The 14,631-nt window shown below is 54.4% G+C and carries 16 protein-coding genes; 13 read left to right on the top strand and 3 right to left on the bottom strand.

Annotation, left to right across the window (positions count from 1 at the left end):
• Positions 1 to 56: 56 nt before the first annotated feature.
• From CJO09_RS08435 to CJO09_RS08375, 13 genes are all read left to right on the top strand, one after another.
• Entirely contained in the window at positions 57 to 953 is an 897-nt protein-coding gene (locus CJO09_RS08435) for a branched-chain amino acid ABC transporter permease (protein ID WP_119441937.1), read from the top strand.
• Positions 950 to 1,873, top strand: a complete 924-nt coding sequence (locus CJO09_RS08430) for a branched-chain amino acid ABC transporter permease (RefSeq protein WP_119441936.1) — start codon at positions 950 to 952, stop codon at positions 1,871 to 1,873. Before CJO09_RS08435 ends, CJO09_RS08430 begins: the two co-directional genes overlap by 4 nt.
• Entirely contained in the window at positions 1,870 to 2,598 is a 729-nt protein-coding gene (locus CJO09_RS08425) for an ABC transporter ATP-binding protein (protein WP_119441935.1), read from the top strand. The genes CJO09_RS08430 and CJO09_RS08425 overlap by 4 nt, the downstream gene beginning before the upstream one ends.
• Positions 2,595 to 3,311 carry an ABC transporter ATP-binding protein gene (locus tag CJO09_RS08420; RefSeq protein WP_218961042.1) on the top strand — a complete coding sequence of 239 codons (717 nt, stop codon included), beginning with the start codon at positions 2,595 to 2,597 and terminating at the stop codon, positions 3,309 to 3,311. The genes CJO09_RS08425 and CJO09_RS08420 overlap by 4 nt, the downstream gene beginning before the upstream one ends.
• Positions 3,312 to 3,343: 32 nt before the next feature.
• Entirely contained in the window at positions 3,344 to 4,420 is a 1,077-nt protein-coding gene (hppD, locus tag CJO09_RS08415) for a 4-hydroxyphenylpyruvate dioxygenase (RefSeq protein WP_119441934.1), read from the top strand.
• Positions 4,421 to 4,627: 207 nt separating this feature from the next.
• A complete protein-coding gene (gene gtdA / locus CJO09_RS08410; protein WP_119441933.1) occupies positions 4,628 to 5,677 on the top strand; it encodes a gentisate 1,2-dioxygenase in 1,050 nt (349 codons plus the stop codon).
• A 77-nt stretch (positions 5,678 to 5,754) separates the two neighbouring features.
• The gene (locus CJO09_RS08405; RefSeq protein WP_119441932.1) at positions 5,755 to 6,453 is read left to right on the top strand and encodes a fumarylacetoacetate hydrolase family protein; all 699 of its coding nucleotides are present in this window, start codon (positions 5,755 to 5,757) and stop codon (positions 6,451 to 6,453) included.
• Positions 6,454 to 6,455: 2 nt separating this feature from the next.
• A complete protein-coding gene (maiA, locus tag CJO09_RS08400) occupies positions 6,456 to 7,097 on the top strand; it encodes a maleylacetoacetate isomerase (RefSeq protein WP_119441931.1) in 642 nt (213 codons plus the stop codon).
• A 37-nt stretch (positions 7,098 to 7,134) separates the two neighbouring features.
• Positions 7,135 to 8,334: a 3-hydroxybenzoate 6-monooxygenase gene (locus CJO09_RS08395; protein ID WP_119441930.1), complete on the top strand. Its 1,200-nt coding sequence runs from the start codon at positions 7,135 to 7,137 to the stop codon at positions 8,332 to 8,334.
• Positions 8,335 to 8,571: 237 nt separating this feature from the next.
• On the top strand, positions 8,572 to 9,486 hold the full coding sequence (locus CJO09_RS08390; protein WP_114419051.1) for a branched-chain amino acid ABC transporter permease: 915 nt from the start codon (positions 8,572 to 8,574) through the stop codon (positions 9,484 to 9,486).
• A gap of 6 nt (positions 9,487 to 9,492) precedes the next feature.
• The gene (locus CJO09_RS08385) at positions 9,493 to 10,461 is read left to right on the top strand and encodes a branched-chain amino acid ABC transporter permease (RefSeq protein WP_119441929.1); all 969 of its coding nucleotides are present in this window, start codon (positions 9,493 to 9,495) and stop codon (positions 10,459 to 10,461) included.
• Positions 10,454 to 11,203, top strand: a complete 750-nt coding sequence (locus tag CJO09_RS08380) for an ABC transporter ATP-binding protein (RefSeq protein WP_119441928.1) — start codon at positions 10,454 to 10,456, stop codon at positions 11,201 to 11,203. Before CJO09_RS08385 ends, CJO09_RS08380 begins: the two co-directional genes overlap by 8 nt.
• Before the next feature lie 2 nt (positions 11,204 to 11,205).
• The gene (locus tag CJO09_RS08375) at positions 11,206 to 11,901 is read left to right on the top strand and encodes an ABC transporter ATP-binding protein (RefSeq protein ID WP_119441927.1); all 696 of its coding nucleotides are present in this window, start codon (positions 11,206 to 11,208) and stop codon (positions 11,899 to 11,901) included.
• Positions 11,902 to 11,952: 51 nt separating this feature from the next.
• On the opposite strand, the gene CJO09_RS08370 is transcribed toward CJO09_RS08375, so the two are convergent.
• The 3 genes from CJO09_RS08370 to CJO09_RS08360 are packed head-to-tail and all read right to left on the bottom strand — an operon-like array spanning position 11,953 to position 14,611.
• A complete protein-coding gene (locus CJO09_RS08370) occupies positions 11,953 to 12,681 on the bottom strand; it encodes a GntR family transcriptional regulator (protein ID WP_119441926.1) in 729 nt (242 codons plus the stop codon).
• Positions 12,659 to 13,696 carry a carbon-nitrogen hydrolase family protein gene (locus CJO09_RS08365; protein ID WP_114419056.1) on the bottom strand — a complete coding sequence of 346 codons (1,038 nt, stop codon included), beginning with the start codon at positions 13,694 to 13,696 and terminating at the stop codon, positions 12,659 to 12,661. The genes CJO09_RS08370 and CJO09_RS08365 overlap by 23 nt, the downstream gene beginning before the upstream one ends.
• 3 nt (positions 13,697 to 13,699) lie before the next feature.
• Positions 13,700 to 14,611: a fumarylacetoacetate hydrolase family protein gene (locus tag CJO09_RS08360; RefSeq protein WP_119441925.1), complete on the bottom strand. Its 912-nt coding sequence runs from the start codon at positions 14,609 to 14,611 to the stop codon at positions 13,700 to 13,702.
• Between the last annotated feature and the right edge of the window lie 20 nt (positions 14,612 to 14,631).

The following is a 14,631-nucleotide window of genomic DNA, read 5'->3' as shown; positions in this document are numbered from 1 at the left end:
AACAAGAAAAAGGGCGGCCTAATGGGCCGCCCCTGGAACACTGACAGGGGTGTTGCATGAGTTTTGTGGATGTGTTTTTGTCGCAGCAGTTGCTGTTTGCCACGCTGGTAACAGGTGCTCTTTACGCGATTATCGCGTTAGGCCTGAATTTGGTTTATGGAACCATGCGCCTGCTTAATGTGGCGCACGGTGAGCTGGTGATGGTTGGGGCATACGTAGGCTATTGGCTGTTCAGCGTTTTTGGGCTGTCACCCTTGTTCTCCACCGTGGTTGTCGCGGCCTTCAGTGCCATCGTTGGTGTGTTGCTCTATAAGTTTCTGTTGCGAGACATGTTGGTGCGTGTCGACCGCAGGGAGCGGCTTGAAGCGAACTCTTTGTTGCTGTTTTTTGGGCTTTCGTTGTTAATTCAAAACATCGTGGCTTGGGTGGAAACGGCAACCCCTCGCGCTTATCAATACATGGATCATGTGTATCGGTTCGGCGACCTGGCCATGACGGGAAACCGAATTATTGCGCTTTTGGTTGCGTTGGCGATATGCATCGGGGTCACACTATTCCTGCGCTGGAGCGTTTTTGGTCTTGCTTTGCGGTCGGTGATAGAGCAGCCTGAGGCGGCTCGCATTGTGGGCGTGAATGTCGAGCAAGTGCATATTGTGAGTCTGACCTTGGGCTTTGCGTCGGCAGGTGTTGCAGGTGTGCTGTTAGGCATGATGGAGCAATTTTCTCCGTTTATCGGGTTCCCGTTGGCGATTGCGGCTTTTATCGTTGTGATTTTGGGTGGGCTGGGCAATATTCTGGGTGGATTTTTAGCCGCTTTATTATTGGGGGCCATCGAAACCTATGGTGTGGCCTTGACGTCCCCTAATTTACGTTCGGTCTTGCTGTATGGGGTGTTCGTGGCAACACTCATGTTTCTGCCGCAGGGTTTATTTGCCAAAAGGGTCAGTCGATGAATGTCACCCTGAAAGAAATAACGGTTTTTGTTTGTTTGATTCTGGCGTTCGCCGTTCTTCCCTTTGTTGCACAAGACTATGCAATTGGCGTGGGCTTGGCCATTCTGATGTGGTTGGCACTCACGCAAAGCTGGGCAGTGCTCTCTAGCATGACAGGCTACATATCGCTGGGCCAGGTGGTGTTTTACGGGATCGGCAGCTATGTGGTTGTGGTGACCTGGCAATGGATGCCGCTCTGGCTGGCTTTGATCATGGCCGGCGCTATTAGCGCGCTGTTCGCGTTAGTTGTGGGTTTACCGGTCATGCGGGTTCGTGGGCCCTATTTTGTCATTCTTACGTTTGGCTTGGCTGAGTTGGTGAAGTATTCCCTGATGGCCATTGAGGCCAAAATGGGCATTTCCAGCCGCCTTTTGTTTGGTACGCCGCCAATCGAAACCATTTACTGGATTGTATTAGTGCTGGCGGTGGCGTCGACCTTGTTGCTGGAAACGGTCCATCGCTCACCCTTCGGGCATGGTTTACGTTCGCTGCGCGAGAACGAAGAGGCGGCGGAAACACTTGGTGTGCCCGTAGCGCGATACAAGCTCATCGCGTTCATCTTGTCCGCTATTATTCCCGGCATGGTGGGTGGGGTAATGGCGCTGCGCTCAAGCTATTTCGAGGCGACCCAGGCGTTCGACCCAATGATTTCCATTACCGTGATCGTCATGGCGATTTTAGGCGGGGGCGATAACGCGCGCGGCCCCCTGTTCGGGGTGATTTTCCTGGTTATCCTGTCTGAACTGCTTTGGACGAACGCGCCACAGTTCTACATGATTATCCTGGGTATTTTGTTGATCGTGTTTGTGGTGAAGTTACCGAATGGCTTGCTCGGTTGGTATCGTAATTACAAGCATCGGGCTCAAGGAGAAGGCTCATGAGCTTAATCCAGCTGGAGGGCGTGAGTAAGAACTTTGGGGGCCTAAGGGCGCTGGCTGAAATATCCATGACGGTTGATGAAGGGAAAATCCTGGGCATTATGGGGGCCAATGGGGCTGGCAAGACCACGTTGTTCAACGTGATTGCAGGGTATCTGCCACCCACGACTGGAAATGTTCTTCTCGAGGGAAAGTCGTTGCTGGGGCTTCGCCCGGACCAGGTCTGTCGACGAGGCATTGCCCGTACATTCCAAATCGTCAAACCATTCCAAAACCTGACGGTCATGGAGAACCTGCTGACGGCGGCGATGTTCGGTTCGGTTCTGATCCGTAATCGTCAACAGGCTGTTGCGCATTGCCAGACCGTCTTGAAAGACTTGGGGATGTTGGGCCTGGCCGATACACCGGCCCATGCGCTTACCTTGTCCAAGCAAAAGAAACTGGAACTTGCCCGCGCGATCAGTACAGGTTGCAAGGTCGTCATGCTTGATGAGGTTATGGCGGGTCTGACCCCGCCCGAAGTCAGCGAGATGCTTGGCATTATTCGCGAACAACATCATTCCCGAAAGCTAACGATTTTAATCATTGAGCATGTGATGCGTGCCCTGATGCAATTGTCGGATCGAATCGTGGTGCTGCATCATGGAGAGCGAATTGCAATGGGAACGCCGCAGGAGATCGCGGACAATCCGCGTGTGCACGAGGTTTATTTCGGAGAACAGAAATGAGCACAGATATCCTGAGCCTGAAAGAGGTGGTGGGCGGCTATGGGGAAGTGCAAATTATCCATGGTGTTTCTCTGAACGTGCGCGCAGGAAGCGTGACGGCCTTACTGGGTGCAAACGGGGCCGGTAAAACCACGATTATGTTGATGTTGGCAGGAGTGTTGCCGGTAACGCAGGGCGAAGTGCTGTTCGATGGAAAAAGCATGGGTGCCCAACGTGGCCATCAGCGGGTAAACGCGGGAATGGTGCTGGTGCCTGAAGGGCGGCGCGTTTTTCCTAACTTGTCGGTTGAAGAGAACCTGCGCCTGGGCGGTATCGTGCCGGCTGCGCGCCCCACCTGGAAGCAGCGTATTGAAGAAATGTATGAATTGTTTCCTCGGTTACGAGAGCGTCGTAGTCAGGCGGCCGGCACGCTTTCCGGCGGTGAACAACAAATGCTGGCAATTGCGCGCGGCCTGATGGCGCGCCCCAAGTTATTGCTATTGGATGAACCCACGTTGGGTTTGGCGCCGATTATGGCGCAGTTGGTTTTCGACACAATACGTTCCCTGAACAGGAGCGGCCTTTCCATTCTGATTGCTGAGCAAGACACCCGCAACACATTGAATCTGGCCGATGAAGCTTACGTGGTGGAAAATGGGCGCATTACGCTCCACGGCAGCAGCGATAATCTGAAGAACGACCCTCGCGTGAAGGAGGCTTACCTGGGGTTGTAGTATCGTTGCAGTAAGCGTTTAAGGAGAACGACATGGCAGATCTTTTCGAGAACCCAATGGGTTTGATGGGGTTTGAATTCGTTGAGTTCGCCTCACCGGAACCGAATGTGCTGGAGCCGTTGTTTGAGAAGCTGGGCTTCACCAAAGTGGCCGTGCATCGTTCGAAAGATGTGGTGTTGTATCGCCAGGGCGGCATTAACTTCATTATTAACAAAGAGCCCAAAAGCCTGGCAGCCTACTTTGCCGCGGAACATGGTCCTTCGGCGTGCGGCATGGCTTTTCGGGTGAAAGACGCGCACAAGGCCTATAAACGGGCGCTCGAGCTGGGCGCCCAGGCCTTGGAAATTCCCACTGGCCCAATGGAATTGCGTCTGCCCGCCATTAAGGGGATTGGCGGCGCACCGCTTTATCTGATCGACCGCTTCACCGATGGCATGACCATTTACGACATTGACTTCGAGTTTATTGAAGGTGTGGCGCTTCACCCTGCCGGGCACGGCCTGAAAGTGATCGACCACTTAACGCATAACGTGTATCGGGGGCGCATGAGCTATTGGGCCGGATTCTACGAGCGTTTGTTTAATTTCAGGGAAATTCGCTATTTCGACATCAAAGGTGAATACACCGGCTTAACGTCGCGCGCCATGACGGCTCCCGATGGCAAGATCCGCATTCCGCTGAACGAAGAAGCCGGCGGTGGCGGGCAGATTGAAGAGTTCCTGATGCAGTTCAATGGGGAAGGCATCCAGCATATTGCCTTGCTTACCGACAACCTTATGGATACTGTCGACCGCTTGCGCAATGCCGGCGTTAGGTTGATGACGGCACCTCCCGCTACGTATTATGAAATGCTGAAAGAGCGCCTGCCGGGCCATGGGGAACCGGTTGAGGCGTTGCAGGCACGTGGCATTTTGCTCGACGGCTCAACGGAAAAGAATGATAAACGCCTGTTGCTGCAAATATTTTCAGAAACCGTGTTGGGGCCGGTGTTCTTCGAGTTTATTCAGCGTAAAGGCGATGAAGGCTTCGGCGAAGGGAATTTCAAGGCCCTGTTTGAATCGATTGAACGCGACCAGGTGCAGCGTGGGGTGGTGGGGAAGAAAAGCTGAGCGGAATAAGGCGTCATCGTGTATGGACGGCTCACGAAGAAATATAAAAAAACATATACCTCATACAAATATTTCATCGATAAACATATAACAAAGTACACAAATCCCGCCTCAACCGACGTATATTCAGGGTATGGGAATTCGGAGTAACCATCGACGTGGTCTTTCACCACTCCAGGTTTCCGATTCTGTTTCAAGGAGATAGCCATGAATAGTCCGGTTGCGAACAAAGCCGAGCGCGAGGCTTACTACGCGCGGATCGACAAGAAAGACATGACCCCGTTATGGGAGTCATTGCACAGTTTGGTGCCGCAGTCGCCCACCACGGAATGTGTGCCGCATTTATGGCGTTATGACGCGGTTCGATCCGACATTATGGAGTCGGGTGAACTGATTACCGCCGAGGAGGCGGTGCGGCGTGTGCTGATTCTTGAAAACCCCGGTTTGCGGGGCCAGGCTTCGATTACCCCCACACTGTATGCCGGCCTGCAACTGATTCTGCCTGGCGAAGTGGCGCCCAGCCACCGCCACGTGCAGTCGGCCTTGCGTTTTATTGTGGAAGGCAAAGGGGCTTACACGGCGGTGAATGGTGAGCGCACCACCATGCATCCCGGCGACTTCATTATTACGCCCACCTGGACCTGGCACGATCACGGTAACGCCGCCGTGGCCGATGGGGGAGAGCCGGTGGTGTGGCTCGACGGCCTGGATATTCCCTTCATTCGTATGATGGGCACGGGCTTTGCTGAAAACTATCCTGAGCCGGTACAGCCGATTGCACGGCCCGAAGGCGATAGTTATGCGCGTTACGGCTACAACATGTTGCCGGTGCACTACGAGGTAAACGGCAAGACCTCGCCGATTTTCAATTATCCCTACGAGCGCACCCGTGAGGCCTTGTATCAGTTACAGCGTAACGGCGAAATAGACGAATACGACGGCATCAAGTTGCGCTACGTGAATCCGGCGACAGGGGGCTTTGCCATGCCCACCATGGCCACCTTCATGCAGCTGTTGCCCAAGGGGTTTAAAGGGAAGGCGTATCGCACTACCGACGCCACCGTGTTCAGTGTCGTAGAGGGTACCGGCAAAGCGTATATTGGTGATAAGGTGTTTGAGTTCACGCCGCGTGATGTATTCGTTGTGCCTTCCTGGCACAAAGTGCATTTTGAAGTGCAGGAAGAGGCTGTTTTGTTCAGCTATTCCGACCGTCCGATTCAAGTTGCACTGGGTTTGTTGCGTGAGGAGCGCCTGTAAATCCTTTTTTAAGCGGAATACGCGCGGGTTGGTTTAACTAATTCAATTTTATTAATCGAAATAAAGAGAGACCCATTATGTCTTATGTTGTGAAAGCCCCTGAAGTTGTTGGCGTGCCGGTTGTCGGCACCACTGAGCAGTTCCCGGTTCGCCGCGTGTATTGCGTAGGTCGTAACTATGCCGCTCATGCCCGCGAAATGGGCTTCGACCCCGACCGTGAACCGCCCTTCTTTTTTTGCAAGCCTACCGATTCCGTAAAACCAGTGGCGTACGGCGACACCCTGGAAGTGCCTTATCCGTCGGAAACCGAGAACTATCATTACGAAATTGAATTGGTGGCGGCCATCGGCAAAGCCGGCTCCAATATTAGCGAAGCCGATGCGTTGTCGCACGTTTGGGGCTACGCGGTAGGTTTGGATATGACGCGTCGCGACCTGCAAATGAAAATGCGTGAAATGGGCCGTCCGTGGGAAATCGGTAAGGCTTTCGACGACAGTGCGCCTATTGGTCCCATGCATCCGGCCGGCACGGTAAACAATCTGGAACAAGCTGAAATTGCCTTGAAAGTAAACGGCGAGTTCAAGCAGAAAAGCACCATCGACAAGCTCATCTGGAATGTGGCCGAAACGGTGAGCTATTTGTCGCGTTACTTCCGGCTGGAAGAAGGCGATCTGATTTACACAGGCACGCCCGAAGGTGTGGGCCCGGTTGTAAAAGGTGACCTCATGGAAGGCAGCGTTGACGGCTTGGGAACCATTGCTGTAAAGGTGGTGTAAATATGGATTTCTACAGTTTTTTCAACAGTTCCACCTCCTACCGTATTCGCATTGTGCTGGCGTTGAAAAAAGTGGATTTCAACCTGAATCCGGTGAATATCCGGGTCATGGAGCACAAGGCGGAAGATTACGTTCGCAAGAATCCCGCCGCCAATGTGCCCTTGCTGGTTGACGATAACGGGTTCGAGCTGGGTCAATCGATGGCCATTGCCGATTATCTCGATGCGCGTTTTCCCGAGCCACGCCTGATTCCTGAAGATCTGGAAAAGCGGGCGCGCGTACTCGAGGTGGCGAATCTTATTTCCTGCGATATGCATCCGCTGAACAATTTGCGTGTTCTGCGCTATTTGGTGAAAGAGCTGGGCGTGAGCGAAGAGCAAAAGAACGCTTGGTATCACCACTGGATTGCCGAGGGGTTCAAGTCGCTGGAAGCCTTGTTGGAGCGTGCTGATTCAGGCAACTACTGCTTTGATAATCAGGTTTCGCTGGCGGATTGCTGCCTGGTGCCGCAGGTGGCCAATGCCGCGCGCATGAAGTGTGACCTCACACCGTATCCACGTGTGCTGAGAGTCTACGAGCATTGCACATCGCTGCCCGAATTCAAGGCAGCCGCGCCGGCCGTCCAGCCCGATTATCAACCGTAACCAAGCGGTTAATTGAAAGTACAGAGGTAAGGAAACCATGTCAAAACCAGCACAACAGAAAGTCATTATTGTGGGTGGTGGAATTGGTGGGTTGGCGGCAGCGTTGTCGCTCACCCGTCAGGGTATCGAAGTGTTGTTGCTTGAGCAGGCTGATGAAATTGGCGAAATTGGTGCCGGTATTCAGCTCGGCCCCAACGCGTTTGCCGCTCTCGACGCCTTGGGCGTGGGGCAGGTGGCGCGCGAGCGCGCCGTATTCACCGACCATATCACCATGATGGACGCCATTGACGCAACGGAAGTGGTGCGTGTGGAAACGGGCGAACGTTTCCGTGAAAAATTTGGCGGCCCCTATGCGGTCATTCACCGCGCTGATATTCACCTGTCGATTCTGGAGGCGGTACAAGACAACCCTCTTATCACGTTCAAAACGTCTACCCACGTTGAAGATGTCAAAATCAACAAAGACGGCGTAGAGGTGAAGGACACCCAAGGCCAGGTGTACAAAGCCGATGCCCTGATCGGCTGCGACGGCGTGAAGTCGGTAGTGCGTGCGAAAACGATTGGTGCGCAGCACCGCGTAACGGGTCATGTGGTGTACCGCGCTGTGGTTGACCGGGAAAACATGCCGGAAGACTTGTGCATTAACGCACCGGTACTGTGGGCCGGCCCGCGTTGCCATTTGGTGCATTACCCCTTGCGTGCCGGCGCTCAATACAACCTGGTGGTGACATTCCATAGCCGCGAGCAGGAAGAATGGGGTGTGCGGGAAGGCAGCAAGGAAGAAGTGTTGTCATACTTCGACGGTATTCATCCACGTCCTGCCCAAATGCTTGACCGCCCCACTTCGTGGCGTCGTTGGGCGACAGCCGACGCCGATCCAGTGGAGTCGTGGAGCATGGGCCGCTGTACCTTATTGGGCGATTCGGCTCATCCCATGACGCAATATATGGCGCAAGGTGCGTGTATGGCGCTGGAAGATGCCGTTACCCTGGGCGAGGCGGTGGCGCGCAGCGACGGCGATTTCGAAGCGGCGTTCAAATTGTATGAGTCGATTCGCGTACCGCGCACAGCGCGCGTGGTGTGGTCGACCCGTGAGATGGGGCTTATTTATCACGCCAAAGGCGTAGAACGCCAAGTGCGCAATCTGCTCTGGAAAGGGAAGTCACAAGAGCAGTTTTATACACAATTGGAATGGTTGTACGGCTGGAAAAAAGAGAATTGCCTCGAACCGCGATAACGCTGAGGCCCCGCGACCTTGTCTGACAAAGGCTTGGACAAGGGGGCTACTTGCAGGGAACTAGGGATAATTCCCAATATTAGTGCCCCTAGAAAAGCTTGAAGGTTAAAGCATTTCTGTATAAAGTAGAGAAAATTTCTAAAACTCTGCGGCAGCACGAAAATGTGGTGGGCCATCCTCAGGCGTCGTCCGGTGGCGTCAGGTTCACAGTGCTGTCGGTGTCACTGGAAGGTTCCCATGTTCTTGTTCATCGAGCAGGCTTTGAACGGCCTGCAATACAGTGCCCTGCTGTTCCTGCTGTCGGCGGGCCTGACGCTGATTTTCGGCATTATGAATGTCGTGAATCTGGCACATGGCTCGTTTTATATGGTGGGGGCGTTTAGTGCGGCGTCGGCGGTTGCCCTAACGGGCTCGTTTTTTGCCGGCGCACTTGCCGCCGTGGTCAGTGCGGGGGTATACGGCCTGATTGTTGAGCGTTTAATTATCAGCAAACTCTACCAGCGCGACCACCTCGATCAGGTTTTGGCGACACTGGGGGTCATTTTCTTTACCAATGCGCTGGTCACGTTGGTGTTTGGTCGCAGCCCTCCTTATATGGACATTCCGCCCATTTTCGCGGGTTCGGTTGAAGTTATTCCGGGGTTGAATTATCCCGTTATGCGTCTGGCGTTTATTGGGGCCGGCATTATTGTGGCACTGGGTTTGTGGTATCTCATTTCCCGTACCCGTGTCGGCATGCTGGTGCGGGCCGGGGCCGATGACAGCGACATTGTTGAAGCCTTGGGCATCAATATCCGTCGATTGTTTCTGTTGGTTTTCGGGCTGGGCGCGTTGCTGTGTGGTTTTGCCGGGGTGATGAGTGCCCCTTTGCTGGCCATTGAAATCGGCATGGGTGAGGGCATTCTCATTACTACTTTTGTCGTCATTATTGTGGGGGGTGTGGGGTCTGTGCGCGGGGCGCTGGTGGGCTCCTTGTTGGTGGGTTTAACCGACTCTTTGGGGCGGGCTTATATCCCCATCTGGATGTCACAAATTTTGCCGCCCACGGCGGCGGGGTCGGTGAGCGCCAGCCTGGTTTCGGCCAGTATCTACATTCTTATGGCCATCGTTCTGCTGCTCAAGCCGCGCGGCCTGCTTCCAGCTCAAAGGTAGTGAACAATGACTCGCAAATATATTGTTGTTGGATTAATTTTTGCCCTGCTCTTGCTGGTGCCGCCTATCGCGAATGTCACTGATGACAGCTTTTTGGTCAGCATGGTGACGCGGTTCGTTATTTACGCGTTGGCCGCGGTAAGCCTTGACCTGGTGTTGGGGTATGGTGCACTCATCAGTTTTGGCCATGCGGCGTTCTTCGGGCTGGGCGGTTATGTGGTTTCGATCATCGGCTTTCATATGGACATGGTCGACCCCTTGTTCGGCTTTATGGAAACCAATTCTGCGTTGATTATCTGGCCGTTGGCCATGCTGGTCACTGCGGGGCTGGGCCTGCTTATTGGTGTGCTTTCGCTGCGCACCAGCGGGGTGCAGTTCATTATGATTACGCTGGCTTTTGCTCAGATGCTGTACTTTGTGCTGGTGGGTCTGGTGCAGTATGGCGGCGACGACGGCATGTTGATTACCTACCGCAACGAACTGCCCTTTATCGACCTGGAAAACGATACGGTGTTTTATTACTTGTGTGTCTTTTTCCTTATTGTTTGGGTTTGGTTTTGCCGCCGTTTGGTGAATTCGCCCTTCGGGATGGTGTTGCGCGGTTTTAAACAGAACGAACGACGCAATGTGAACCTGGGCTATGCGCCCATGCGATACAAACTTACCGCCTTTGTTATTTCGGCTGCCGGTACCGGTCTGGCGGGGGCGCTCTGGGCGAATTATGCTTTGTACGCCAGCCCCGACATGGCCTCCTGGTTGAAATCGGGTGAGCTCATGGCCATGATTGTTCTGGGGGGGATGGGCAGTATCTTTGGGCCTATTATTGGGTCGGCCGTGTACATTGGGCTTGAGCAGGTTCTTGCCGCCTGGACGGAAAACTGGTTGTTGTTCCTTGGGCCTATTCTGATTCTCGTGGTGCTGTTCAGCCGCCGCGGTATTTTTGGCTGGCTGGTTGGAGGTCGCCACTATGACTGATAAAACACCCAAACTTGAATTGCGCGATTTATGTAAGTTGTTCGGTGCACTGACTGCAACCGACCACGTTAATCTCACGGTTCATTCCGACGAAATCCACGCACTGATCGGGCCGAACGGTGCGGGTAAAACCACGCTTATTTCCCAAATCAGCGGCGAACTGATGCCCGATTCGGGCCAAATTCTGCTTGATGGCAACGACATCACCCGGGTGCCGGCACACAACCGGGCTGCGGTGGGCTTGGCACGGTCTTTCCAAATCAGTCAGCTTTACAAAGAGTTCACGGTAGAAGACAACGTGGCCATGGCGGTGCAGGCGCATACAAGCAAACGCTTCAATATGTGGCTCGACGCCCGTAAAGATGCCGAATTGCGAAAGCCCGCCTACGAGGCGCTGCGCAAAGTGGGCTTGGAGCACCGTTCCAACGAATTGGTTTCGTCACTGGCGCATGGCGAAAAACGTCAGCTTGAATTGGCGATTGCGTTGTCATTGAATGCACCGGTGCTGTTGCTCGACGAGCCCATGGCTGGGCTGGGTGCGGAAGAGTCCAAACTCATGAAAGACATCCTGCTCGATCTGAAAGGTCAGTACGCCATGTTGCTGGTTGAGCACGATATGGACATCGTCTTCGCCGTGGCCGACCGGGTAACCGTGCTGGTTTATGGCCAAACCATTTTTACCGGCACCCCCGACGAGGTGCGTGAGCATCCGGAAGTGCGCGAAGCTTATCTGGGAAATTAATAATGCTGAAAGCTGAGAAGATCGAATCAGGTTACGCCGAAAGCAAGGTACTGTTTGGCCTCGACCTGGAAATCCCCGACAAGAGCGTGGCGTCGCTTATTGGGCGCAACGGCATGGGTAAAACCACCACGGTACGCACTTTGATGGGTATGCTGCCGCTGCAGGCCGGTTCCATTACGTTCGATGGGCAGGTGGTGAATGGTTTTCGCCCCCACAAAATGGCGCGTTTGGGGTGTGGCCTGGTCCCGGAAGGGCGTCATGTATTCCCGTCGCTGACGGTTTATGAAAATCTGTATGCCACAGCGCGCAACGACCACCAAGGGCCGTGGTCGCTTGACACGGTATATGAGCTGTTTCCCCGGTTGCATGAGCGCCGAAATCAGTCGGCCCGCACCTTGTCAGGTGGTGAGCAGCAAATGCTGGCCATTGGCCGCGCACTGATGACCAATCCGCGTTTATTGATTCTGGATGAGGCGACCGAAGGCCTTGCGCCGGTCATTCGTCAGGAAATTTGGGCGTGCCTGCGGCGATTGAAAGAGCAGGGTCAAACCATTTTACTGATTGACAAAAACCTGAAGGAAATGCACGACTTTGTCGATCGGCATTACATGATTGAAAAAGGCCGTATTGTATGGAGAGGCTCGTCCGACGAGCTGATGGCGCAACCTGAGTTGGTTGATCAGTACCTGGGTGTTTGATTAAGCGTAAGCCCAGCTGCGCACGCTTATATGTCATATGCTGACAAGCCTTCAGGTTTTGACTTGGCCCGTTGGCGCTAACGACACTTCAATTAGTTCTGCGGTTTTGCGGTAGTGTGCTTGCAGCAGTGCCACCGCGTTGGTGGTATCACGGCTAAGTGTGGCGTCTACCAGGTCGCGGTGCTCTTTGGAGACATCGCGCGGTGCATTGGTGCGAAACAGATTAACCAGCATGGGCCGGCGGTAACGTTCCGTTTGCACGTAAAGCGTCATGGAAAAGTCCAGCAGCCAACGTGAATCGCAGGCTGCAATTAAGGCCTGGTGCAGCGCCAAATGGCGCTGTTCCACTTGGTCGTAATGGGCCTCGAACGCGTCGTCGGACACGGGCTGGCGCGTAATCCACGATAGCGTGTGAAGGCAGCCCACAATATGGGCTTCCCATTCGGCGTTGCCGCGCTCAATTGAGCGACCCAAGGCGTCGCAATCGATCAGAATGCGGGTGCGCATGGAGTCGTGCATTTCCTTAAGCGACAAAGTCGCCACCCGAAAGCCCTTTAGCGCCTCAGACTCAACCAGCCGTTCACTGTGTAGCCGGTTCAGGGCTTCGCGCAGCGGGGAGAAACTTAGCTCGTAGCGTGCTTTCAGGAACTCAAGCCGTAGCGCACGCCCTGGCTCGAGCGTTCCTGAAATAATGTCACGCTTGATGGCGCGATAGGCTTGCTCGGCCAGTGTTGACGTTTTCTGTACGGCGGCAGCTTCAGGCGCGGCGATCTGATTCATGACTATTTCCGCTTATTTCGTCGGGTTCGTAGTCGAATGATTCCTGCGCCGGCGTATCGATGAACTGGGCCGATTGCTGCGGCAGGCGATTCACCCGCAAATCAAAAATATCGAAGCGGTTGTAATGCCCGACGATGTCGTGCATTTGCCGTGGCTGAATGCATTTCGACAAATCGATATCGGCATACACAATCCCCTCTTTGTCGATAAGCGGTTTACCAATAACGCGGCCGTCGGGGCCAATGACGCCGGAAAACGCGCTGTTCTTGCGACGCAGCATTTTTTCCGCCTGAGGGTGGGTGCTGCGGAAGGCTTGAATGATCTCATCGGACACAGTGGAGCACGACACCACGGTGTATACCTTGCCTTCAAATGAGTGCGCCATGGCGCGCACTTTGATGGCTTCCGACATATCGTAGTCGGGCGGCGCCACCGGCAAAGAAATATAACTGGCCACGTGTAGTAGTTCGCCTTGTGCCAGCAGGCTGAAGCGTGCCAGGGTGTTGGTGTTCTCACCGCAGGCCAGCCCCCCCAGTTTGCCGATGGCAGTGTCGTACACGCGTAAAGACGCGCCATCGCCATTGGCCCACGTGAGCTTCTCGGCCCATGTGGGAATCAGTTTGCGATGGCGGCCCAGAATTTTGCCGTCTGGCCCAATGAAAACCAGTGTGTTGTATATCGTGCCGATACCGTTGCGGTTGCGCTCGTTCACACCCACCACGACGTGAACGCCGTTGGCTTTGGCTGCTTGCGCAACGCGATGGATCTCAGGGCCGGGAATTTCAATGGCGCTGCGCGCCAGCTTCTCGAACCAGGGGCTACCTTCTACCGGCGACATAAACCAGTTCCAGTAAGGGTAACCTGCGATAAACACTTCCGGGAATGCGACCAGTTGCGCACCTTTGTTGGCCGCTTCTTTAATGAGGTGGCAAACTTTCTCTACGGTGGCGTCGGTATCCAGGAACACGGGGGCGGCTTGAACGGCCGCCACTTTGCATTGGGGCAGATTGAGCATAATTTACACCGCGACGATAGGGTTGCGAATGGAGCCGATACCTTCAACGTGGGCTTCAATAACGTCGCCCGGCCAGAGCCATTCTTGCGGATCACGGCCGGCGCCTACGCCTGACGGTGTACCGGTTGCAATGATGTCGCCCGGCTCCAGCGTAATACCCTGGCTAATGTCGGATACCAGTGTCTTCACGTTGAACAGCATGAACTTGGTGTTGGAGTCTTGCTTGGTTTCGCCGTTTTTCGTCAGCCACAGATTCAGCGCCTGTGGGTCGGGAATTTCGTCGGCGGTGACGATGCAAGGGCCGAATGGCGCGTAGGTGTCCATGCCTTTGGAGTAAATCCACTGGCCGGCGCGGCGATTGTCGCGTGCGCTAATGTCAACCATGACGCTATAGCCGAACACATAATTTAAGGCGTCTTCTTCGGAAACCCGCTTGGCGCGCGTGCCGATAATGGCGGCCAGTTCCACTTCCCAGTCCATTTGCTGCGTGATTTTTGCATTGTGCTCAACTGCATCGTCGGGGCCGATGACGCAAGTGGGTGGTTTCGAGAAAATGACGGGTTGCTTGGGCAGGTCGGCCGAAGTGTCGAGCGAACGGCTGGACTCTTCCACGTGCTCAACGTAGTTCAGACCAATACCGAAAATGTTTTTGCGTGGGCGAGGAATGGGTGCCAGCAGTTTTACGTTTTGCAGCGGCTGGGTAACACCTACCGGCCAGTCATCGCGAAAGCTGTTCAGCAACTCGGTGGTGGTTTCAATGGCGTTGGGGCCCAGATCAATGAAGTCGAGCATGTCGCAGGGCATGTCGTAGCCGGCAGCGTCGCCCAGCCATTGAATATCGACAACAAGGTTGTCAACCAGCGCGCCCAGGCGAGCTTCTTCCAGAACATTGCGACGATAGGTCACTAAACGCATGAATAATCCTTTTCTTAAGC

It is taken from the genome of Neopusillimonas maritima, assembly GCF_003576595.1.
GTDB classification, from domain to species: domain Bacteria; phylum Pseudomonadota; class Gammaproteobacteria; order Burkholderiales; family Burkholderiaceae_B; genus Neopusillimonas; species Neopusillimonas maritima.
This window is presented reverse-complemented; position numbering and strand designations above follow the sequence as displayed.